The organism is Kitasatospora sp. NPDC005751, assembly GCF_040630835.1.
GTDB lineage: Bacteria > Actinomycetota > Actinomycetes > Streptomycetales > Streptomycetaceae > Kitasatospora.
Map to the genome: position 1 here is coordinate 223,673 of NZ_JBEXYC010000006.1, position 23,395 is coordinate 247,067.

The 23,395-nt window shown below is 73.4% G+C and carries 12 protein-coding genes and 1 tRNA gene; 11 read left to right on the forward strand and 2 right to left on the reverse strand.

Going from position 1 to position 23,395, the window contains the following annotated elements:
* Window positions 1-245: 245 nt before the first annotated feature.
* From ABZ497_RS09495 to ABZ497_RS09545, 11 genes are all read left to right on the forward strand, one after another.
* Window positions 246-1,457, forward strand: coding sequence for a DNA polymerase III subunit delta' (locus ABZ497_RS09495; protein ID WP_329492156.1), 1,212 nt, complete (start codon window positions 246-248; stop codon window positions 1,455-1,457).
* A 256-nt stretch (window positions 1,458-1,713) separates the two neighbouring features.
* Window positions 1,714-2,865: a hypothetical protein gene (locus ABZ497_RS09500; protein WP_359804147.1), complete on the forward strand. Its 1,152-nt coding sequence runs from the start codon at window positions 1,714-1,716 to the stop codon at window positions 2,863-2,865.
* Window positions 2,866-2,945: 80 nt separating this feature from the next.
* Window positions 2,946-4,610 carry an alpha/beta hydrolase gene (locus ABZ497_RS09505; protein WP_359804148.1) on the forward strand — a complete coding sequence of 555 codons (1,665 nt, stop codon included), beginning with the start codon at window positions 2,946-2,948 and terminating at the stop codon, window positions 4,608-4,610.
* 100 nt (window positions 4,611-4,710) lie between these two features.
* Window positions 4,711-5,370 carry a leucine efflux protein LeuE gene (gene leuE / locus ABZ497_RS09510; RefSeq protein WP_329488488.1) on the forward strand — a complete coding sequence of 220 codons (660 nt, stop codon included), beginning with the start codon at window positions 4,711-4,713 and terminating at the stop codon, window positions 5,368-5,370.
* An 81-nt stretch (window positions 5,371-5,451) separates the two neighbouring features.
* A tRNA-Thr gene (locus ABZ497_RS09515) sits at window positions 5,452-5,525 on the forward strand.
* A 354-nt stretch (window positions 5,526-5,879) separates the two neighbouring features.
* Entirely contained in the window at window positions 5,880-6,671 is a 792-nt protein-coding gene (locus ABZ497_RS09520; RefSeq protein WP_359804149.1) for an alpha/beta fold hydrolase, read from the forward strand.
* Window positions 6,672-6,905: 234 nt separating this feature from the next.
* Window positions 6,906-7,775: a sterol desaturase family protein gene (locus tag ABZ497_RS09525; RefSeq protein ID WP_359804150.1), complete on the forward strand. Its 870-nt coding sequence runs from the start codon at window positions 6,906-6,908 to the stop codon at window positions 7,773-7,775.
* A gap of 323 nt (window positions 7,776-8,098) precedes the next feature.
* Entirely contained in the window at window positions 8,099-17,788 is a 9,690-nt protein-coding gene (locus ABZ497_RS09530; RefSeq protein ID WP_359804151.1) for an amino acid adenylation domain-containing protein, read from the forward strand.
* A 106-nt stretch (window positions 17,789-17,894) separates the two neighbouring features.
* Window positions 17,895-19,085 carry a cytochrome P450 gene (locus ABZ497_RS09535; RefSeq protein WP_329488483.1) on the forward strand — a complete coding sequence of 397 codons (1,191 nt, stop codon included), beginning with the start codon at window positions 17,895-17,897 and terminating at the stop codon, window positions 19,083-19,085.
* Window positions 19,086-19,225: 140 nt separating this feature from the next.
* Window positions 19,226-20,935, forward strand: a complete 1,710-nt coding sequence (locus ABZ497_RS09540) for an NAD(P)/FAD-dependent oxidoreductase (protein ID WP_329488482.1) — start codon at window positions 19,226-19,228, stop codon at window positions 20,933-20,935.
* The gene (locus tag ABZ497_RS09545) at window positions 20,932-21,990 is read left to right on the forward strand and encodes an NADP-dependent oxidoreductase (protein WP_359804152.1); all 1,059 of its coding nucleotides are present in this window, start codon (window positions 20,932-20,934) and stop codon (window positions 21,988-21,990) included. Before ABZ497_RS09540 ends, ABZ497_RS09545 begins: the two co-directional genes overlap by 4 nt.
* 79 nt (window positions 21,991-22,069) lie before the next feature.
* Here the strand turns inward: ABZ497_RS09545 and ABZ497_RS09550 are convergent, their stop codons facing one another.
* A complete protein-coding gene (locus tag ABZ497_RS09550; RefSeq protein WP_329488480.1) occupies window positions 22,070-22,645 on the reverse strand; it encodes a TrmH family RNA methyltransferase in 576 nt (191 codons plus the stop codon).
* Window positions 22,642-23,283 carry a methyltransferase gene (locus ABZ497_RS09555; protein ID WP_329488478.1) on the reverse strand — a complete coding sequence of 214 codons (642 nt, stop codon included), beginning with the start codon at window positions 23,281-23,283 and terminating at the stop codon, window positions 22,642-22,644. The genes ABZ497_RS09550 and ABZ497_RS09555 overlap by 4 nt, the downstream gene beginning before the upstream one ends.
* Window positions 23,284-23,395: the final 112 nt, after the last annotated feature.

A 23,395-nucleotide genomic window follows, 5' to 3' on the forward strand; every position in this document is an offset into this window, starting at 1 on the left:
CGGCCCGCGCGGTCCCACGCGGTCCACGCGGTCCACATGGCCCACTCGGCCTGGTGGGCCGACTCGGCCGGGGCGGGGCAGGGGCCTGAAGGACGGGGGGCGGTGCGGCCGGGGCGGTGCTCCGGCGGCACCGCCCGCCGTCGTACCGGGCACGTATGCTCGACTCCGGGAAACCGTGCCCGGAGCGCCGTCCGCCGTCCGGGTGACGGGCGCCGGCGCAGTCCGTACCGAGCTTGGGAGCAGCAGTGGCCGTCTGGGACGACCTGGTGGGCCAGGAGCGGGTGGTCGAGCAGCTGAGCGCCGCGGCCCGGGCGGCCTGGGCGACGGCCGCCGCCGGTCGCGGGGCCGCGCCGGAGCCGGGCGGCAACGCCTCGCTGATGACGCACGCCTGGCTGTTCACCGGCCCCCCCGGAGCCGGCCAGATCACCGCGGCCCGCGCCTTCGCCGCCGCCCTCCAGTGCACCAGCCCGGATCTCGCGCTCGGCGGTACGCCCGGCTGCGGGTTCTGCGACGGCTGCCACACCGTGCTCGCGGGCAGCCACGCGGACGTGAAGTACGTGCGCACCGACGGCCTGTCGATCGGCGTCGGCGACATGCGCGCCCTCGTGCTGCGGGCGTCCAGCTACCCGACCGGCGGCCGCTGGTCGGTGATCCTGGTCGACGCCGCCCACCGGCTCACCGAGGCCGCCGCCAACGCCCTGCTCAAGGGGGTGGAGGAGCCCTCCCCGCGCACCGTCTGGCTGCTCTGCGCGCCCTCCGTGCAGGACGTCCTGCCCACCATCCGCTCGCGCTGCCGCCTGCTGGTGCTGCGCCAGCCCGCCGCCGAGGCCGTCGCCGACATGCTGGTGAACCGCGACGGTGTCGACCCCACGACGGCCCGGATGGCCGCGCTCGCCGGCCAGGGGGACATCGAGCGCTCCCGTCGGCTGGCCGTCGACGACCAGGCCCGCACCCGGCGCACGGACGTGCTGCGGATCCCGCTGGAGGTCGGTGACATCGGTGGTTGCCTGGCCGCCGCCCAGCGGCTGGTCGACACCGCGAAGGCCGATGCCGAGGCGCTCGCCGAGACCCAGGACGCCAAGGAGACCGGCGACCTCAGGGCCGCGTACGGCGCGGCCGAGGGCAGCAAGGCTCCGCGGGGCATGGCCGGCGCGGTCAAGGAACTGGAGAAGCGCCAGAAGAGCCGGGCCACCCGGACCCGCCGGGAGACGCTCGGCGTCGCCCTGCTCGACCTGCTGAGCTTCTACCGGGACGTGCTCGCCCTCCAGCTGGGCTCCACCGGCGCGCTCTCCAACGAGGACCAGCGGCAGGCCCTGAACCGGGTCGCCCAGGCCGGCCCGCCGGAGGGCACGCTGCGGCGGATCGAGGCGGTGCTCGCCTGCCGGCAGGCGCTGGACCGCAACGTCGACCCGCTGCTCGCCGTCGAGGCGATGACCGTCGCCCTGCGCGCGGGCTGAGTCGGCGGACGCGGATGGCGGCCGGGGCGGGGCCGTCACCGGTAGGACCGCCGGTGGGGCCGCCGTAGGGCCTCCCGCGCTACCCGGGTGTCCCACCTTCGAGTGAACGGGCCGTACGCGCCGGGGACACCTGCGTGTGACGGCCGGATCGCCCTGCACGCTGGGGCCGACTGCGCCCCGACGCCGGGGCCGTCGCGTCCCGTCCGGCACCGGCCCCCACCGGTCGTCCGGCCCTCCTCCCGAGGCGGTGCGTCCCATGGTCCGTTCGCTCCTCGTCGTCCCCCTGCTGGCAGCCGCCTCGGGCGGGATCTGGCTCGCCCGAGGCGCCCTGCTGCGCTGGCGCGACCTGCGGTCCGCCGAGACCTACGAGCTGACCGGTGATCAGCGGCCGATGCTGCTGCGCGCGGCCGGCGCGATGGTCTGCGGCATCTGCGTGACGGCACTGACCGTGTTGACGGCCCTGGGCACCTTCGGCACCTTCGGCGGACCGGCCTCGCGGTCCGACTCCGCGGAGCTCACCGCCGACAGCACGGGCCAGGGCGGGAGCCGGCAGGCCGCGCCGCCCGCCGACGAGGCACCCGCTCCGGTCGCCCCGGCTGTCGCGCCCGCGCCCGCTCCTGCTCCCGCCCCCGCGCCGGCACCGGCCGCCAGCCGGTTCGACAGCGTCGGCCACCCGGGCGGTGGCGAGCTGCTGCAGTCCGCCGTCCCCGGCCCGGACGGCCACCCCCGCAACGTCCGGGTCTGGCTGCCCGCCCAGTACGCCAAGGACCCGAACGCCCGCTTCCCGGTGGTCGTGATGCACGCGGCCACTCCCCGGATGACCGCCGACACCGAAGTCCCGGACGTCTTCGAGGGCCTCGGCTCCGCCGTCCAGACCGGCAAGGCCCGCCCGTTCATCCTGGTGGCCCCCGAGGCGCCGAACGGCACCGCGCACCCGTGCGAGCTGGTCGCCGCCGCCCCCCAGGCCATCGCCGACGACGCCGCGCTGCGCACCACCATCGCGGCCACCTTCCGCACCCTGCCGCCCGGCCCGGCCTCCTGGGGCACGCTCGGCGTCGAGGCGGGCGCGCCCTGCGCGGTGGCCGCCGGGCTGGCCCGCCCCGACCTGTACGGCGCGGCCGCCGCGGTCTCCGGCCGGTACGACACCGTCGCGCTGACCCGGACGGGGGCCGAGGCCCCCGCCAACGCCGCCCCGAAGCTGCTCCTGGCCGCCGCCAAGGCCGACGCCGCGGGCCTGGACGCGGCCCGCAAGCTGCAGACCGCGCTGCACGGCGGCGCCGGCGCGTCGGCCCGTGCCGACGTCCGGATCTCCGAGAACGTGCAGGACTACACGGCCGACCGGGAGCGGCTGCGGCTGGTCCGCCAGGCGGTCCAGTACCTGGCCGAGACGCTGGCGAAGGCGTCCTGACCAGGGTGTCCGCGGAGGCTACGCTTCGCGGTACCCAGGGCGCCGGCAGCGGCCGCGCCCCAGCACCTGAGAGGGACCGGATGAGGTCGGAGCGGGGCATGCGGGCGCGGGTGGTGGCCGCGGCACTGGCGGTCGCGGGGTTGTTGGTCGGCGGGTGCAGCTCCTCCTCGTCCACCCCCGGGGCGGCCTCCTCGGACACCGCCGCGCCCGGCGCCGCCCCGTCCGGCGCCCTCGCCTCCGGGGGGCCGGCGGCGGCCGACGCCCGTCCCGGTGTCACACCGCTGGAGCCGCTCCCGGCCGCCGTTCCCGCCGCGCTGGCGCCGTACTACGGCCAGCGGCCCGCCTGGCAGCCCTGCGACGACGGCTTCGAGTGCACCACCTTCACGGTGCCGCTGGACTACGACCGCCCGGGCGGCGGCGACCTCACCCTCTCGGCGGTCCGGGCCGTCGCCGTCCCGGCGGACCCGGACCAGGGCGGGGCCCCCGGCGCGGCCGGCGGCCGGCTCGGGTCGCTGCTGCTCAACCCCGGCGGCCCCGGCGGCTCGGCGGTCGAATACGTGGAGGCCGTCGCGAAGACCTACGACAGCGCCGTGCGCGCCCGGTACGACCTGGTCGGGCTCGACCCGCGCGGCGTCGGCCGCAGCAGCCCGGTGACCTGTCTGACCGGGGAGCGGATGGACGCGTACACCGCCGCCGACATCACCCCCGACGACCAGGCCGAGATCGACGCCCTGGTGGCCGCGGACCGGGAGTTCGCGGAGGGCTGCCGGCAGCAGGCCGGCGACCGGCTCGGTCACCTCGGCACCGTCGAGGCGGCCCGCGACATGGACGTCCTGCGGGCGCTGCTCGGCGACGAACGGCTCAACTACGTGGGCAAGTCCTACGGCACCTTCCTCGGCGCCACCTACGCCGGTCTCTTCCCCGGCCGGACCGGCCGGATCGTGCTGGACGGCGCGATGGACCCGTCACTCGACTCGATCAGCGGCAACCGCACCCAGGCCGGCGGCTTCGAAACCGCCTGGGCGGCCTTCGCCAAGGACTGCGTCAAGCGCGGGGACTGCCCGCTCGGCCGCACCGAGCAGCAGGCGGGCGAGCAGCTCAGCGCCCTGTTCGCGGCCATCGACGCCAAGCCGCTGACCACCGTCGACGGCGCCCGCCGGCTCACCGAGTCCCAGGCGACGACCGGCGTCATCCAGGCCATGTACGCCGACTTCCTCTGGCCCAAGCTGCGCACCTCGCTCGCCGACGCCAAGGCCGGTGACGGCACCGGCCTGCTCAAGCTGTCGGACTCGTACTACGAACGCGGTCCGGACGGCTCGTACCCGAACCTCATGTTCGCCAACATGGCGGTGAACTGCCTGGACCTGCCCGCGCCGTTCACCGGCCCGGCCGACGTCCAGCGGGCCGTGCCGGACTTCGAGCGGACCTCGCCCCGCTTCGGCCGCGACATGGCCTGGATGGCGCTGACCTGCAGCTACTGGCCGGTCCGGGCCACCGGCGCCGCGCACACCGTCCGGGCCGCCGGCGCCGCTCCGATCGTGGTCATCGGCACCACCCGCGATCCGGCCACCCCGTACGCCTGGGCGCGGTCCCTCGCCGGGCAGCTGGAGTCCGGGCGGCTGCTGACCTTCGACGGCGACGGCCACACCGCGTACGGACGGCACGACGAGTGCGTCGACGGGGCGGTCAACGCGTACCTGCTGGGCGGTCCGGCGCCGGAGCAGGGCAAGCGCTGCGGCGCGTAGAAGGGGAGGGGATCGGCGGGTAATTTCGGCTTCAACCGCCGACCGGTGCGACGTTACGATGAGCGCCCCGCAGCCCCTGCCACCCCCACCGGAGCCCACCGTGCTCGGAGTCAACGACCTGGCGACGTACATCCTCGGCGCCCTCGTGATCATCCTCCTCCCCGGCCCCAACTCCCTGTACGTGCTGTCCGTCGCCGCCCGCAAGGGCGTCCGGACCGGCTACACCGCCGCCGCCGGCGTCTTCGTCGGTGACTTCACCCTGATCAGCCTCACCTCGCTGGGCGCCGCCTCGCTGCTGGAGGCCAACCCCGCGGTCTTCGCCGTGGTGAAGTTCGGCGGCGCCGCCTACCTGCTCTGGATCGGCGTCGGCATGCTCCGCGCCGCCCGCCAGCTCTGGCGCGAGCACCGCGCCGCCGCGGCCGCCCCCGATACCGCCGCGGCCGCCGTCCCGGACTCCACCGAGCGCCCGTTCCGCCGCGCCCTGGTGATCAGCCTGCTGAACCCGAAGGCGATCCTCTTCCTGCTCTCCTTCTTCACCCAGTTCGTGGACCCGTCCTACGGACAGCCGGCCCTCTCCTTCGCCCTGCTCGGCGGCATCCTGCAGACCTTCAGCCTGCTCTACCTCTCCATGCTGATCTTCGCGGGCACCACCCTCGCCACCGCCTTCCGCCGCCGCAAGCGCCTCTCCGCCGGCCTCACCAGCGGCGTCGCCGTCCTCTTCGCCGGCTTCGCCGCCAAACTGGCCGTCTCCTCCGCCTGATCCACCGCCACGGAACCCCGTTACGGATCACCCGCGAACCTGTGTAGACTGGCCCGCGTTGCCACCACGTGCGGCAACGGTGCCGCCTTAGCTCAGTTGGCCAGAGCAACGCACTCGTAATGCGTAGGTCATGGGTTCGAATCCCATAGGCGGCTCTGTAGAAGCCCCAGGACTCACTCGCCGTGACCTGGGGCTTTTGCGTAGGCGGATGCCCTCGCGTCGACGGATGTCCGCGAACGGGTGTGCAGCGGTCCCGGTTCGAATCTCGGTCCGGAGGCGCCGGGTGGGCGTGGGTTCGGATTCCGCGGGGTGAACGTTGCGGTGGGGCCCGGTCGCTTGGAGCGGGCGGGTCCTTCGCGTTGTCCCGGGGGTGGCGGTAGGGGGTGGGTAGGGGTGGGGTGGGGGTGCGAGAGGGGGGACGGGCATCTGGTCGTGGTGGGGCGGCGGGGCTTGAATGGCAGCCAGGGTGGGCCGTCGTGGGTGGCCCCGGGGAGGGGGAGGGGATGGGAATGCCACGGTACGCAGCAGCGCCGGAGCGGAGCAGTCTCTGGATCCGGCGGTTCCAGCCGGCGCCCGCCGCGCCGGCGCAGTTGGTCTGCTTTCCGCACGCCGGGGGGTCGGCGGGGTACTTCCTGCCGGTGGCGCGGGCGATGCCCACCTCGGTGGACGTGCTCGCGGTGCAGTACCCGGGGCGGCAGGACCGGGCCGGGGAGGCCTGTGTCGAGGACGTGCACGCGCTCGCGGACCACGTGGTGCGGGAGTTGCTGGTGTGGGCGGACCGGCCGTTCACGCTGTTCGGGCACAGCCTCGGGGCGTCGGTGGCGTTCGAGGTGGCGGTCCGGATGGAGCGGGCCGGGATGGCGCTGCAGGGGGTGGTGGTCTCCGGGCGGCGGGCGCCCTCGCGGCCACGGGACACGGCGCAGGACGTGCACCGGTCGGACGACCGGGCGCTGATCCGGTCCCTGGAGCGGTTGAGCGGGACGGATCCGTTGATGCTGCGGGACCCGGAGTTCCTGGAGATGGTGCTGCCGTCGGTCCGCAGCGACTACAAGGCCGCCGAGACGTACCGCACCCGGCCCGGCCGGGACCGCATCGGGCAGCCCGTCCTGGTGCTGACCGGGGACGCGGATCCGCAGGTCACCGCGGCGGAGGCGGATGCCTGGGCCGAGCACACCACGGCGGGCTGCTCGGTGCGGACCTTCTCGGGCGGGCACTTCTTCCTCGACGACCACGCGCTGTCGGTGATCTCGGCGATCAGCGCGTTCGCCGCCGGTCGGCACCTTCCGGCCCGGCTCGGTTGACCGGGGCCGTGGGCCACTGATCGTCCGCCCGCCCGTCCCTCTCCGGAGGGGCGGGCGGTTCGCATTTCCGGGATCTTTATGACGGGCGGAAGAATCGTTTGGCCATCTATTATCTGACAAATTGCGGCGCTTGTGATTCTTTCCAAAAATGCCTCGCATCCCCTTCCGTGCACCGTTAGTATCAGAACGAATGCTTTCGGTGATCGTCCGAGCCGGCTCGCGAAGGGGGTAGCCATGGGTGAGCGGTTGCGCTCCGCGCTGCGTCACGTCGCCTACCCGTTCCTGCTGGTCACGCTCGTGTCGATAGCGGTCGCGGCCCTGCGTTGGCGCTGGGACCTCGGGCGGGTGAGCCAGTTCTTCCTGCTCGGCACGATCGGCTATCTGACGGTTCTGGAATGGCTGATCCCCTACGAACCGGAATGGCGGCCGAGCGTCGGCGAGTGGGGCTGGTACGGCGCCTATTTCGTGCTGACGATGATCGGTGGGGCACTGTCGCAGGTGCCGGTGTCGGCCATGGTCGGGTGGGCGGCTCCGCCGCATCCGGTGCTGCCGCTCTGGGTGGAGATCCCGGCGGCGCTGCTGCTCGGCTCGCTGGCCAACTACCTGATGCACCGCTGGAGCCACACCAATCGCTGGCTCTGGCGCCTGCACGGGGTGCACCACGTGCCCGACAAGGTCAATGTCGCCAACAACGGGGTCAACCACATCGTCGACGTGGTGCTCACCCAGGGCGCCGTGCAGCTCTCGCTCGCGTTGGCGGGGTTCTCGGCCGAATCGGTGTTCGTGGTGGGCCTGTTCGTGGTCGCTCAGGGCTATTTCGTGCACGCGAACGTCGATGTCCGGATCGGTGCGCTCAACCACGTCTTCGCCGGCCCGGAGCAACACCGGCTGCACCACAGCGTCGATCTGGCGGAGGCCGGGCACTACGGGTCCGACCTCTCGATCTGGGACCACGCCTTCGGGAGTTTCACCTGGCAACCGGGCCGCCGGCCGGCCGCGGTGGGGCTGCTGCGCCCGTCCGACTTCCCCCGGACGCGCGAGGTGCTCGCCAGTCATCTCCAGCCCTGGCGAAGGCCGGTGCGGGCCGACGACTTCCCGGCCTGACGCCTCGCCGACCCGGCCGGTCCGCCCGCCCGGCGCCCGCTGTCCGTCCGTTCCGACCTCTCGCCGACCGCTGCCTCCTCTTGTCCGCTGCGATCCCGAACCCGTTCCGGTGGCGTTGCCCCGCGACTCCGTAGTCCCTTGCCTCGCGTCCACCACCCGCCGCCCATTCCCCGCTCGCACTCCTCGCCGGCCCTCGGCCTGTCCCCTTCGGCCGGTCCGGTCTCCGGCCTGCCTGGAACCGGTCCGCAGCCGCCGTCCCCCGCCCGTGCGGTGCTCCCACGCCCGTGCCGCGCGCGCGAACGCAGCGACACAAGGACTCGACCATGACGGATTCATGCCTCGCCGCAGTTCCCGATCCCTCTGATTCCCCGACCGCCTCCGACACCCGCTACGCCACCGCCGCCGCTACCGCCGCCTCCGTGCCCGCCGCCGCTTCGGCCACGACCGCCGTCGTGCCCGCTCCCGCCGGGCCCGCCGACGGACCGGAGCGGATCGACGGACCGGGGCGGATCGCGATCATCGGGATCGGCTGCCGGTTCCCGGGCGGTGCCAGTGACCACCGGTCGTTCTGGCAGAACCTGGTCGACGGCAAGGACTGCATCACGCCGACGCCGCGCAGCCGGTACGACGTGGCCACTCTCGCCAGCCGGGACAAGGCCAAGCCGGGCCGGCTGGTCGGCGGCCGGGGCGGCTACATCGACGGCTTCGACGAGTTCGACCCGGCGTTCTTCGGGATCAGCGGCCGGGAGGCCGACCACATGGACCCGCAGCAGCGGAAGCTGCTGGAGGTGGCCTGGGAGGCGCTGGAGGATGGCGGGCAGAAGCCGGGTGAGCTGGCGGGGCGTGACGTCGGGGTCTACGTCGGCGCGTTCACCCTGGACTACAAGATCGTCCAGTTCTCGGACCTCTCCTTCGAGACCCTGGCCGCGCACACCGCCACCGGCACCATGATGACGATGGTGTCGAACCGGATCTCGCACTGCTTCGACTTCCGGGGGCCCAGCGTCTCGCTGGACACCGCCTGCAGTTCCTCGCTGGTCGCCGTCCACCTCGCCGCCCAGAGCCTGCTGCGCGGCGAGACCGACCTCGCGCTGGCCGGCGGCACCCTGCTGCACATCGCGCCGCAGTACACCATCGCCGAGACCAAGGGCGGCTTCCTCTCGCCGGAGGGCCGCTCGCGCACCTTCGACGCCTCGGCGGACGGCTACGTCCGGGCCGAGGGGGTCGCGGTCGTCGCGCTCAAGCGGCTCTCCGACGCCGTGCGCGACGGCGACCCGATCCACGCCGTGATCATCGGCAGCGGGGTCAACCAGGACGGCCGCACCAACGGGATCACGGTGCCCAACCCGGACGCCCAGGTGAGCCTGATCGAGCGGGTCTGCGCCGAAGCCGGCATCACGCCCGGCAGCCTCCAGTACGTCGAGGCGCACGGCACCTCCACCCCGGTCGGCGACCCGATCGAGGCGAACGCCCTGGCGCGGGCGCTGGCGGTCGGCCGCCGCCCCGGCGACAGGTGCTACGTGGGCTCGGTCAAGACCAACATCGGGCACACCGAGTCCGCCTCGGGCCTGGCCGGGCTGATCAAGTCGGCGCTGGCGCTGAAGCACCGCCTGATCCCGCCGCACATCAACCTGGAGCGGCTCAACCCGGCGATCGACCCTGCCACCCTGCCGTTCGAGATCCCGTCCGAGCCGACCCCCTGGCCGGACCACCGGGGCCCGGCCAGGGCCGGGGTCAACTCCTTCGGCTTCGGCGGCACCAACGCCCACGTCCTGCTGGAGGCCGCTCCCGAGCCGGCACCGGCCGAGGAGCCGTCCGAGCCGCCGGAGGGCCCGGCCGTCCTCCCGCTCACCGTCCTGCCGCTCACCGCCCGCGACGCCGCCGCCCTGCCCGAGCTGGCCGCCGGGATCCAGGGCGAGCTGGCCGGTGCGCGCGGCGGCACCCCCGCCCGACCGGCCGACCTCGGGCACACCCTGGCCCACCGCCGCCAGCACCTCGACTCCCGGCTCTCCGTGGTCTACGACTCGCGCGAATCGCTGGACGAGGCGCTCACCGCGTACCTGCGGGGCGAACCGCACCCCCGGGTGCTGACCGGCCAGCGGCGCGAGGCGCGGCACCGCCGGCTGGCCTGGGTCTTCACCGGCATGGGTCCGCAGTGGTGGGGGATGGGCCGCCGGCTCTTCGCGACCGAGCCGGTCTACCGCGAGGCCGTCGAGCGCTGCGCCGAGCACCTCGCCGAGCTCACCGGCTGGTCGCTGACCGACGAGCTGGCCGCCGACGAGGCGCACTCCCGGATGGCCGAGACCTGGCTCGCCCAGCCCGCCAACTTCGCCGTCCAGATCGGCCTCGCCGCGCTCTGGCGCAGCCGCGGGGTGCGTCCGGACGCCGTGGTCGGCCACAGCACCGGGGAGGTGGCCGCCTTCCACGAGGCCGGGGTCTACGACCTGGCCGACGCGGTCAAGGTGGTGGTGCACCGCAGCCGGCTCCAGCAGCGGCTGGCCGGTACCGGCGGCATGCTGGCGGTCTCCCTCACCGAGGCCGAGGCGGTCCGCCGGATCCGCCCGTACGGTGACGCGGTGTCGGTGGCCGCGATCAACAGTCCGACCTCGCTCACCCTCGCCGGGGACGAGACGGTGCTCGCCGAGCTGGCCGCCGCGCTCACCGCGGAGCAGGTCTTCGCCCGCCCGCTGACCGTCGAAGTGCCGTACCACAGCGCCCGGATGGAGTTGATCAAGGACGAGCTGCTGGAGTCGCTCGCCGACCTCAAGGCCCGCCCCGCCCAGGTACCGCTCTACCTCACCGGCCGGGAGGGCACCGCGCACGGCACCGAGCTGGACGCCGGCTACTGGTGGCACAACGTCCGCGACAGTGTCCGCTTCCAGCAGGCCGTGCAGCGGCTCGGGGACGACGGGTACAGCCTCTTCCTGGAGGTCGGACCGCACCCGGTGCTGGGCCGCTCGATCCAGGAGACGCTGGAGGCCCGGCCCGGCGGTGCCGACCGCCCCGACGTCCGGACGCTGCCCTCGATCCGCCGCCAGGAGGACGAGCGGACCACGTTCACCGCCTCGCTGGCCGCCCTGCACAACCTCGGGGTCGAGGTCGACTGGTCGGTTCTGCAGCCGACCGGGCGCCCGGTCCCGCTGCCGCGCTACCCGTTCAAGCGGGACCGGCACTGGGTCGAGCCCCGGGCGGTGGAGCAGGTCCGCCGGGGCCGGCAGGACCACCCGCTGCTCGGCCGCCGCCTCGCGGGGGGCGAGCCCGCCTGGGAGGCCCGGCTGGACGCCGAGGTGCTGCCGTACCTGGAGGACCACCGGATCCAGGGCCGGGTGCTCTTCCCCGCCGCGGGGTACCTGGAGATGGCCGTCCAGGCGGTCCGCGCGCTGACCGGCGGGGCGGACGCGGCGCTGGCCGGGATCGAGCTGCGCAAGGCGCTCTTCCTGCCCGACGAGGAGAGCCGCGCCGTCCAGCTCACCCTCTCCGCCGAGAACGGCTCGTTCACGATCACCACCGGCACGGCCGTCACCACCGGCTCGGCCGGGACGGACGGCGACGCCGACGGCCCCGGCGGGGCCGGGCCGGACCGCACCGTCCACGCCGTCGGCACCGTCCGCCCCGGCCAGCGCCGGCGGCCCGGCCACCGGCTGGACGCCGAGCCGATCCGTGAGCGCGCCGCCCGCCACCTGGCCGGCCCCGACTGCTACCGCGAGCTGGCCGGCCTCGGCTACCACTACGGGCCGGCGTTCCAGGGCATCGACGAGGTCTGGATCGGCCCCGGCGAGGCGCTGGCCGTCGTCCGGCCGACGGCGGCGATCGCAGGGCAGGGCGCCGGCCACCAGGTGCACCCGGTGCTGATGGACGCCTTCTTCCAGACCCTGCTGACCCCCCAGCTCCTGGTGGCGGCCGGCCCTGCCGGCACCGGCATCAAGCTGCCGCTCGCCATCGACGAGGTCCGGCTGGAGCCGGTCGGGGAGCAGCCGCTCTGGGTACACGCCACGGTGACCCGGGACGGCGGCGACGAGCTCGTCGGGGACATCGCCGTCTACGACGGGAGCGGCACCCCGCTCGGCGGGATCACCGGGTTCCGGGCCGCCGACGTGGAGAAGGCCTCCACCGCGGTCGGCCTCGCCACCATCGACGGCTGGCTGGTGGAGCCCTCCTGGTCGGAGCTGCCGGGCGCCTCGGACGCCCCCGACCTGCTGGCCGAGCACCCGGACCACTGGCTGCTGTTCGCCGATGCCGGCGGCGTCGCCGAGGAGCTGGCCGACCGGATCACCGAGCGCGGTGGCAGCTGCCACCTCGTCCGCCCGGGCAGCGGCTACCGGACCGCCGCGGACGGGCGGGAGTCCACCGTGGATCCCGGCTCCGCCGCGGACCTCGGCCGGCTGCTGGCCGACCGGCGGGCCGCCGGGGCCGCCGATCCGGCCGCCGTCGTCCACCTGTGGAACCTCGACCGGCCCGCGCTGGCGGGCGCCGACCACGCCACGGTGGCGGGTCACACCGGCGCCGGCGCCTACAGCCTGGTCACGCTGGCCGCCCTGCTCTCCGCCGAATTGCCCGACTGCAGACTGCACATCGTCACCCGGGCCGCTCAGGCCACCGCCCCCGACGAGCCGGTCGAGCCGCTCGGCGCGCCCGCCTGGGGGATCGGCCGGGTGCTGCGCCACCAGGAGCTGCCCGGCCACCCCGGCAAGCTGGTCGACCTCGGTCCGGCCGGCCCGGCCGGTGCGGAGGCGGCCGCGCTGCTGCGCGAGTTCGCGCTGGCCGACGAGGACGAGATCGCGCTGCGCGGCGGGCGCCGGCTGACCAACCGGCTGCGCCCCGCCGAAGGGCTGACCGGTCCGCTGCCGCCCAGCCTGCGCGCGGACGGCAGCTACCTGGTGACCGGAGCGTTCGGCGCCCTCGGCCGGCTGCTCTGCCGCACCCTGGTCCGTCGTGGCGCCCGCCGGCTGATCCTGGTCGGCCGCAGCCCGCTGCCCCCGCGCGAGCGGTGGCGCGGCCTCGACCCGGAGAGCCGGGCCGGTCGCGGTGTCGCCTTCCTGCGCGAGCTGGAGTCGCTCGGCGCCCAGCCCGTTCCGGTGTCGCTGGACATCACCGACGAACGCGCCCTCGCGGACTGGCTCGCGGAGTACCGGGCGCTGGAGTCGCCGCCCGTCCGGGGCGTCTTCCACCTGGCCGGGCAGGTCCGCGACACCCTGGTGGCGGAGCTGGACCGCGAGGTGTTCGACGCCGTTCACGGCCCCAAGGTGCTGGGCGCCTTCGCCCTGCACCGGCAGCTGGCCGACGAGCCGCTCGACCACTTCGTGCTGTTCGCCTCGATCGCCTCGTTGCTGACCACCGCCGGCCAGACCAACTACGCGGCCGGGAACGCCTTCCTGGACGCGCTGGCGCACCACCGCCGCGCCCTCGGCCTGCCCGCCCTCAGCCTGGACTGGGGCCCCTGGGCGACCGGCATGATCGAGGAGCTCGGCCTGGTCGAGCACTACCGCAACAGCCGCGGCATGAGCTCCCTCGCGCCCGAGAGCGGGATGGCCGTGCTGGAGCGGGTACTGGGCCAGGACCGCGCCCAGTTGCTGGTCGCCACCGTGATCGACTGGCCGGTCTTCCTGTCCTGGTACCCGGCCCCGCCGCCGCTGGTCGCCGGTCTGGCCGCCGCAGCCCGGGAGAACGCGCCGGCGCCGCGGCGGAGCAGCCTGCTGGAGGTGCTGCGGGCGGCCGGCGAGGAGGAGCGCCGGGGGCTGCTCACCGAGCGCTTCGTCGCGCTCGCCGCCACCGTGCTCCGGGTGCCCGCGGAACAGATCGAGCCCCGTACCGGCCTGAGCGGGCTCGGGCTGGACTCGCTGCTCGCGATGGAGCTGCGGGCCCGGCTCAACACCGAGCTGGGCACCGCCCTCCCGGTGGTGGCGCTGCTCTCCAACGCCCCGGTGGCCGAGCTGGTCGCCCAGCTGTACACCGGTCTGGCCGAGCTGATCGATGACGACGGCACCGGCGCCGACGCGGCCGAGGTCGAGCGCTACGAGGACGAGTCGCAGCACCCGCTGACGCAGAACCAGAAGGCGCTCTGGTTCCTCAAGCAGCTCAACCCGGACGGCTTCGCCTACAACATCGGCGGCGCGGTCGAGGTCCGGGTGGAGCTGGAGCCGGAGCTGATGGCCGCCGCCTTCCGGACGATGGTCGGGCGCCACCCCAGCCTGCGGGCCAACTTCGTGCTGGACGGCGGCCACGCCGTGCAGCGGGTCCGCGCCGAGGTCGAGCCGGACTTCGGGGTCTTCGACGTCCAGGGGCTGGAGTGGGCGGAGGTCCACGACCTGATCGTCCGCGAGTACCGCAAGCCGTACGACCTGGAGCGCGATCCGCTGGTGCGGTTCCGGCTGTTCAAGCGCGGGCCGGAGCAGTGGGTGATCATGAAGGCCGTCCACCACATCATCTCGGACGCGATCTCCACCTTCACCTTCATCGAGGAACTGCTCGCCGTCTACGAGGGGCTACGGCAGGGCCGGGCGCCGGAACTGCCCCCGGTCACCGCCCGCTACCTGGACTTCCTCAACCGGCAGAACGAGTTCCTGGCCGGCCGCGAGGCGCCGCGGATGCTCGACTACTGGCGCTCGCACCTGCCCGCCGAGGTGCCGATCCTCAGCCTGCCCACCGACAAGCCGCGCCCGGCGGTGCAGACGCACAACGGCGCCTCCGAGTTCTTCGTGCTGGACGAGCGGCTCAGCGCCCGGGTGCACGCGCTGGCCCGGGAGCACAACGTCACCGTCTTCATGGTGCTGCTCAGCGCCTACTACCTGCTGCTGCACGCCTATTCGGGCCAGGACGACATCATCGTCGGCAGCCCGGTGACCGGCCGCACCGACGAGGAGTTCGGCTCGGTCTACGGCTACTTCGTCAATCCGCTGCCGCTGCACGTCTCGCTGGCCGGGGCGCCGACCGTGGCGGAGCTGCTGGCCCAGGTGCGCACCACCGTGCTGGGCGGGCTGGACAACCAGGAGTACCCGTTCGTGCTGCTGGTGGAGAAGCTCGGACTGCAGCACGACCCGAGCCGCTCGGCCGTCTTCCAGGCGATGTTCATCCTGCTGCACCACAAGGTGGCCACCGAGAAGTACGGCTACCACCTGGAGTACATCGAACTCCCGGAGGAGGAAGGGCAGTTCGACCTCACGCTGTCCGCCTACGAGGACGAGGCGGAGCGTCGCTTCCACTGCGTCTTCAAGTACAACACCGACCTCTTCCTGCCGGAGACGATGGCCCGCCTCGCCGGGCACTACACCAACCTGCTGGAGGGGCTGACCGGGGCCGGCGCCGAGCAGCCGGCCACCGGGCTGGAGCTGCTCGGTCCGGTGGAGCGGGCCCGGGTGATCCAGCGGTGGAGCGGTGCCGAGCGGCGGGTGGCCCACGAGGAGCCGGTGCACGAGCTGATCCTCCGGGCGGCCGCCGCCGATCCGGACGCCCCGGCGGTGGCCGCTCCGGCGGAGTCCGGCCCGACCGCCCGGCTGAGCTACGGCGAGCTGGCGCGCCGTTCCCGGAGCGCGGCGGCCCGGCTGAGGGCCCTCGGCGCCGGGCCGGGCTCGGTGGTGGCGCTCTGCCTGGACAAGTCGCCGGAGCTGGTCGTCGCCCTGCTGGCCGTGCTCCGTACCGGGGCGGCCTACCTCCCGCTGGATCCGGGTCACCCGGCCGACCGGCTGGCGTACATGATCGAGCACGCCGGCGCCGGGTTGCTGGTCGGTGACCCGGAGCGGCTCGGCGGGCTGCCGGTCCGGATCGTCGCACCGGCGGAGCTGACCGGAGCGGACGAGCCCGGCGGGACCGGCAGCACCGGCAGCACCGGCGGGTCCGAGGCGTCCGAGGCGTCCGAGGCGTCCGCGGGGTCCGCGGGGTCCGCGGGGTCCGAGGCGTCCGCGGGGTCCGAGGGCTCCGCCGGCGGGTTCGCCGACGAGCCGGAGCCGGTGGACCTCGACAGCCCCGCGTACGTCATCTACACCTCCGGCTCCACCGGCCGGCCCAAGGCCGTCCGGGTCTCGCACCGCAACCTCGCCTCGGCCTACCAGGCCTGGCGCGCCGAGTACCGGCTGGACACCGACGCCAGGGTCCACCTCCAGATGGCCGGCCCGTCCTTCGACGTCTTCACCGGCGACTACGTCCGCGCGCTCTGCTCGGGGGCCACCCTGGTGCTGGTCGGCCGGGAGCTGCTGTTCAACACCGCGCGGCTCTACGAGGTGATGCGGACCGAGCGGGTGGACGCCGGGGAGTTCGTGCCCGCGGTGGTCCGGACCGTGATCGGCCACTGCGAGCGGTCCGGCCTGCGGCTGGACTTCATGCGGCTGCTGGTGGTCGGCTCGGACGTCTGGAAGGTCGAGGAGTACGAGCGGCTGCGCGCGCTGTGCGGCCCGCGGACCCGCCTGATCAACTCCTACGGCCTCACCGAGGCCACCATCGACAGCGCCTACTTCGAGGGCCCGGCGGACGGTCTGGAGCCCAGCCGGATGGTCCCGATCGGGCGGCCGTTCCCGAACAGCGCCTTCTACCTGCTGGACGAGCAGGGCCGGCCCGTTCCGCCCGGGGTGCCGGCGGAGCTGTGGATCGGGGGCTCCGGAGTGGCCCTCGGCTACGTCGGCGACGAGGAGCGGACCGCGCGCCGCTTCGCCACCCTGCCGCTCGGCGGGGCGGACGGTACCGAGCCGGTCCGGCTCTACCGCACCGGCGACCTCGCCCGCTGGGACGCCGACGGCGGGGTGCACCTGCTCGGCCGGGCCGACTCGCAGATCAAGGTGCGCGGTCACCGGATCGAGCTGGGCGAGATCGAGGCCCAGCTCGCCGAGTGGCCCGAGCTGGCCCAGGCGGTGGTGACCGTCCGGCCGGACCGCAGCGGCGAGAACGTGCTCTGCGCCTACTGCGTCCCCGCCCCCGGGCGGACGGTCGACCGCCGGGAGCTCCGTCGCCACCTGGCGGGCTACCTGCCGACCTTCATGATCCCGACGTACTTCGCCGAGCTGCCCGCGCTGCCGCTCACCGCCAACGGCAAGGTGGACGTCGCCGCCCTGCCCGCGCCCCGGGCGGAGGCCGAGGACCGGGCCGCCGAACCGCCGGTCACCCTCTACGAGGTCCGGATGGCCGAGCACTGGCGGGCGCTGCTCGGCGTCGAGGGGCTCGGCCTGGAGCACGACTTCTTCGAGTGCGGGGGCAGTTCGATCAAGCTGATCGAGCTGATCCACGGGCTGCAGGGCGAGTTCAACATCAGGATCCCGGTCAGCCAGCTGTTCAAGGTCACCACCCTGCACGGGATGGCCAGGACGCTGGAGCACATCATCACCGGCCGGCTGGAGGGCGCCCAGCCGTACCTCTGGTTCAACCAGGAGCAGCAGCAGACCATCTTCTGCTTCCCGCCGGCCGGTGGCCACGGCCTGGTCTACCGGCAGTTCGCGGCGCACCTGCCGGAGTACCGGATGGTCGCGTTCAACTACGTCGCGGGGGACGACAAGGTCACCCGCTACGCCGATCTGATCGACACCATCCAGCCGGACGGGCCGTGCGCGCTGCTCGGCTACTCGCTCGGCGGGAACCTCGCCTTCGAGGTCGCCAAGGAGCTGGAGCGGCGCGGCCGGGCGGTGCCCAATGTGGTGATCATGGACTCGCACCGGATCCCGGAGTCCTTCACCCTCGGCGACGAGCACGTCCAGGCCTTCGAGCAGGAGCTGGCCGAGCACCTGCAGCGGCACACCGGTTCGGAGATCGTCGCCCAGGAGACCCGCGAACAGGCCAGGGACTACCTGCAGTTCTGCAGCCGTACGCCCAACCTGGGGGTGATCGCCGCACCGGTCAGCGTGATCTCCGACGACGTGAAGGTGGCCCTCTACGCGGCCGGCGAGCACGGTGCCTGGCACGGCAGTTCGGCCACCGGTACGGCGGTGTTCCGCGGCTTCGGCACCCACGCCGAGATGCTCGGCCACGAGTACATCGCGCGCAACGCCGGGCTGGCCAGGGAGATCCTCACCGGGGCCACCGCCGATGCGTCCTGAGCCGTGCACCTCCCCGCGGCCCGGGTCCGGCGACCCGGCCCGCCACCCCGGCAGTCCCAGTAGCCCCCATGGCCATGGAAGTCCCTCACGAGAGGTGGACCACCTCATGCTCAGGCAGCAGCCGCCGCTGTCCTACCCGTTCGCGTCGCTCGGCCTCGACCTCCACCCCCGGTACGCCGAGCTGCGCGAGCAGCCGCTGGCCCGGATCCGGCTGCCCTACGGTGACGGCGCCTGGCTGGTCACCCGCTACGAGGACGTCCGGACGGTGCTGGCCGACCCGCGCTTCAGCCTCGCCGAGGCGATGGGCCACGACCAGCCCCGGATGCGTCCGGTCGCCCGCAGCGGCGCCGGGCTGTTCTCCACCGAGCCGCCGGAGCACACCCGGCTGCGCTCGCTGGTGGCCAAGGAGTTCAGCGCCCGACGGGTCGAGCGGCTGCGGGTCCGGGCCAGGGAGCTGGCCGACGAGCTGGTCGACGGCCTGCTCGCGGCGGGTGCGCCGGCCGACCTGGTCGAGGACTTCGCGATCCCGATGCCGACCACCATCATCTGCGAGGTGCTCGGCATCCCCGCCGAGGACCACCGGATGCTCTGGCAGTGGGCGGAGACGGTGCTCTCCGCCGTCACCCCCGGCGAGGTGCTCGCCGTCGAGGGCCAGGCGTTCATCGAGTACATGGCCGGCGTGCTGGACCTGCGCGGCCGCGAACCCGGCGAGGACCTGCTGACCGTCCTGGTCCGGGCCTGCCGCGAGCAGGGGCTGATCAGCGAGGACGAGCTGCTCTCGATCGCCTGCGACCTGCTGATCGCCGGCTTCGTCTCCACCACCAACCAGATCGGCAACTTCTTCCACCAACTCCTGGTCAATCCGGAGGAGTTGCGCCGCCTTAGGGCGAAGCCCGAACTGATCCCGAAGGCCGTCGAGGAGCTGATGCGGTACGTGCCGCTGCTCACCGGCTTCAGCCTGCCGCGCTACGCCACGGCCGACGTCGAGCTGGGCGGGGTGACGATCCGGGCCGGTGACGCGGTGATGATCGCCACCGCCGCGGCCAACCGCGATCCGGAGGTCTTCGAGGAGCCGGAGCGCCTCGTGCTGGACCGCCAGGGCAATCCGCACATCGGCTTCGGCCACGGCGTGCACTACTGCATCGGCGCCCATCTGGCCCGGCTGGAGCTCCAGGTGGCGATCGAGACGGTGCTGGACCGCCTGCCCGGCCTGCGGCTGGCCGTCCCCGAGGACGAACTGCGCTGGAAGGCGGACGCGATGGTGAACGGACTGCAGGCGCTCCCGATCGCCTGGTGACACAGCGCCCGGCACGCAGCGCACAGCGAGCAGCGAACAAGTACGCGGCACACGGCACACGGCACTCGGCACACGGCATGACCACGAGGAAGGCCAGGGAATTGGCACGGCACAAGGCGCCAGCGCGCAGACGAGAAACGATGATCATCGTGGGCGGCGGCCTCGGCGGCCTCTCCACCGGGTGCTACGCCCAGATGAACGGGTACCGCACCCAGGTCTTCGAGATGCACGAGATCCCCGGCGGCTCCTGCACCGGCTGGGACCGCAGCGACTTCACCTTCGACTGGTGCATCAGCTGGCTGCTCGGCAACGGCCCGGGCAACGAGATGTACCAGATCTGGCTGGAGCTCGGCGCCCTCCAGGGCAAGGAGATGCGGCACTTCGACGTGTTCAACATCGTCCGCGGCCGGGACGGCCGGGCGGTGCACTTCTACTCCGACCCGGACCGGCTGGAGGCCCATCTGCTGGGCATCTCGCCGGCCGACGCGAAGCCGGTCCGGGAGTTCTGCGACGGCATCCGGACGTTCCGCAAGGCGCTGGCGGTCTACCCGTTCCTCAAGCCGGTCGGGCTGATGGGGCGGATCGAGCGCTGGCGGATGCTGGCCTCCTTCCTCCCGTACTTCAACACCATCCGGAAGTCGATCACCGTCCTGATGACCGACTACTCGCAGCGCTTCCAGGACCCGCTGCTGCGCGAGGCGTTCAACTTCATCCTCTACGAGAAGCACCCGGCCTTCCCGGTGCTGCCCTTCTACTTCCAGCTGGCCTCGCACGCCAACCAGGCCGCCGGGGTGCCGGAGGGCGGTTCGCTCGCGCTGGCCCGCTCGATCGAGCAGCGGTACCGGAAGCTCGGCGGCGAGGTGACGTACAACGCCAAGGTCGAGGAGATCCTGGTCGAGGACGACCGGGCGGTGGGCGTCCGGCTGAGCGACGGGCGGGAGTTCCGCTCCGACATCGTGGTCTCCGCCGCCGACGGCCACACCACGGTGATGAAGCTGCTCAAGGGCCGCTATCTGAACGACACCTACCGCAGGCTCTACACCTCGCTGATCGACGAGCCGGGTCAGTTGTCGCCCGGCTACGTCGCGCTCTTCCTGGGCCTGCGCCGGCCCTTCCCGGAGGGCGACCCGTGCACCACCTACCTGCTGGACGAGCAGCGGGCCGCCGAGCTCACCGGCATCCGCTGCCCGAGCATGAACGTGCAGTTCCGCACCCGGCACTACCCGGAGCTGGCGCCGCGGGAGTCCACCGTGGTGTTCGCCACCTACTTCTCCGACATCGACCCCTGGCGGGCGCTGCACGACGGTCCGGAGCAGTCCTCCCGGGTGCGGCGCGGCGAGGAACTGCACACCCTGCCGGTCAAGCACGGCCGGGAGTACATGGCGGCCAAGCGGAAGGTCCGCAACGGCATCGTCGCCTTCCTGGACGAGCGCTTCCCCGGTTTCAAGAGCGCCGTCGCGGTGGCGGACGTCTCGACCCCGCTCACCCAGGTCCGCTACACCGGGGTCTACGACGGGACGTTCCCGGGCTGGAACCCCTTCGTCGAGGGCAGCGAGACGGTGGAGGAGGAGATCAAGAAGAACGGTCCGGTGCTCCCCGGGCTCTCCGACTTCTACCTCTCCGGCGTCTGGGCCACCATCGGCGGCCTGATCCGGGCGGCCGCCGCCGGCCGGCACGTGATGCAGTTCATCTGCCGGGACGACGGGCGGGAGTTCCGCGCCGAGATCGACCTGAGCGCGCCGCCGCCCACCCATCTGATCCTCCCCGTCGGCCGGCCGCCGAAGCAGCAGACCGGGCCGGTCGAGGAGATCCCGTCCACCAGTACCGTTTCGACAGGGGCCCTGGCATGAAGATCGAGAAGTGGGTGGTCCGCGAGCACCTCGACGGGGTGCCGGACGTCAACCGGATCTACCGGAAGGTGGTCGAGGAGGTCGACGTCAGCCTCCGGCCCGACGAGATGCTCTTCCGGACCAGGTACGTCTCGGTCGACCCGTACCAGAACGGCCTCGCGCTGGAGACGCCGATCGGCCACCACATGGGCGCGGACTCGATCATGGAGGTGCTGGAGGCCGGTCCGGAGGCGGCCTTCCAGGTCGGCGACCTCGTCCAGGGCTTCGGCGGCTGGCGCAGCCACGTCGTCCACAACGGCGCCGAGGAGCTGTGGAGGACCGGCGTCTTCCCGATGCTCTTCCCCGCCTACCGCCGGCTCGACCCGGCCCGGTACGACGAGCGGCTGCCGCTCTCCACGGCGCTCGGCGTCATGGGCGCGCCCGGGATGACGGCCTGGGGCACGCTGACGAAGTTCCTGGAGGTGCGGCCGGGCGACACCGTGGTGATCAGCGGTGCCTCCGGCGCGATCGGCACCCTGGTGGGCCAGTTGGCCAGGCGCGCGGGCGCCGACCGGGTGGTCGGCACCACCGCCTCGGCGGGCAAGGCCGCGTACCTGAAGGAGCTCGGCTTCGACGACGTGGTGCTCTACGACCAGGCGGACGACGCCGAGAAGGTCCGCGCGGCGCTGCTGCTCGCCGCCCCGGACGGGGTCGACCGCTACTTCGACAACCTCGGCGGCAGCGTCACCGACGCGGTGTTCACCATGCTCAACGTGGACAGCCGGGTGGCGGTCTGCTGGCAGTGGGCGACCACGGTGAACGGTGAGCTGACCGGGCCCCGGCTGCTGCCGTACATCATGTTCCCGCGCACCACCATCCGCGGGATCTTCGCCCAGGAGTGGTTCGACGAGCCGCAGTTGGCGGCGATGCACGCGGACCTCGGCGAGCTGGTCCGGCGCGGCGAGATCCGCTACCACGAGACCGTGCACAAGGGCTTCGACGAGATCCCGAAGGCCTACCGGAGCCTCTACGTCGACCGGGAGGCGAACCGGGGCAAGGTGCTGGTCGAGGTGTGAGGGCCCCGGCCGGGTGAGCCCCGCCGGGTGAGCCCCGCCGGGTGAGCCCCACCGGGCTCACCCGGCGATCACTCCGGGGTCACTCGTCGTCGAGGTCCAAGCCGCCCGGGTCGCTGCCGTCCGGGGTGCCGCTGAGCGCGTACCCCTGGCGGCGCGCCTCGTAGCAGGCCACCGTGGCGGCGGCGGAGACGTTGAGCGAGCCGACGCGGCCGAGCTGCGGGACGAACACCACCTGGTCGCAGAGCGCGAGCGCGTCGGGGGTGATGCCGCGGTCCTCGTGGCCCAGCACGAAGGCCACGGCCGGGGTCAGCTCGGCGGCGAACATCGGCACCGCCTCGTCCGCCAGCTCCAGGCCGACCACCTTGAAGCCGTCCGCCTTGGCGGCGGCGACGGCCTCGGCGACGGTGGGGAAGTGCTCCACCTTGAGGTACTTGTCGGTGCCCATCGCGGCCTTCTGGGCGCCGGAGGAGCGGACCGACGGGGTGTCGCCGGTCAGGTACAGCTTCTCCGCGCCCATCGCGGCACCGGTCCGGACGACCGAGCCGACGTTGAACGGCGACTGGAGGTTCTCCAGGATCAGCGCGAGCCGGAACTCGTTGCTGCGCCGCCACTGGCGGTGCAAGCGCTTCAGTTCGGTCCCGCGGAGCTGCTTCACGACGTCGTACCTCGTCCACTCTCGGGGCCCTCGCCCTCCGGGCGGGGCCGCGCTTCCAGAATCCGGAACCCGTTGACCGACGTCACGCGGGTGGTCGGGTAGCCCTGGTCGTTCAGCCACTTCTGCAGCGAGTCCGAGCCCAGGTGCTTCTGGACCACCAGGAACGCCGAGCCGTCCGGGGTGAGCCGGCCGAGCCACTGGTGCAGCAGCCGGCGCAGTTCGCCCTTGCCGACCCGGATCGGCGGGTTGGAGTAGATCGCCGCGAACCGCTGGTCCTCGGGGACGTCCTCCGGCAGCGCGGCCTGCACGTTGCCCAGGCCGAGCGCCTCCGCGTTGAGCCGGACCAGCTCCAGCGCGCGGGTGTTCACGTCCACCGCCCAGACCGGCAGCCGCTTGCGCCTGGTCGCCCAGGTCAGCGCGATCGGGCCGTAGCCGCAGCCGACGTCCAGGATCGGGCCGCGGACCCGGGGCGGCGGCGCGTGCTCCAGCAGGATCCGGGTGCCCGGGTCGAGCCGGCTGCGGGAGAACACACCGGCGTCGGTGGTCAGTTCCAGGGTGACGTCCGGCAGGCTGACCGTGATCGGACGGCGCTCGCTGGCGACCTCGGGTGCACCGGTGAAGTAGTGCGAGCCGGACATGATTTCCCCGTCGTTCGTAAGGGCTTCGGGGCCACCGGGTGGGTGAGGGTAAGCCCTGCTGGTACGGCACTGATCGTACCCCCGGCGGCCGGGCACCCGTTTTGCGCGCCGG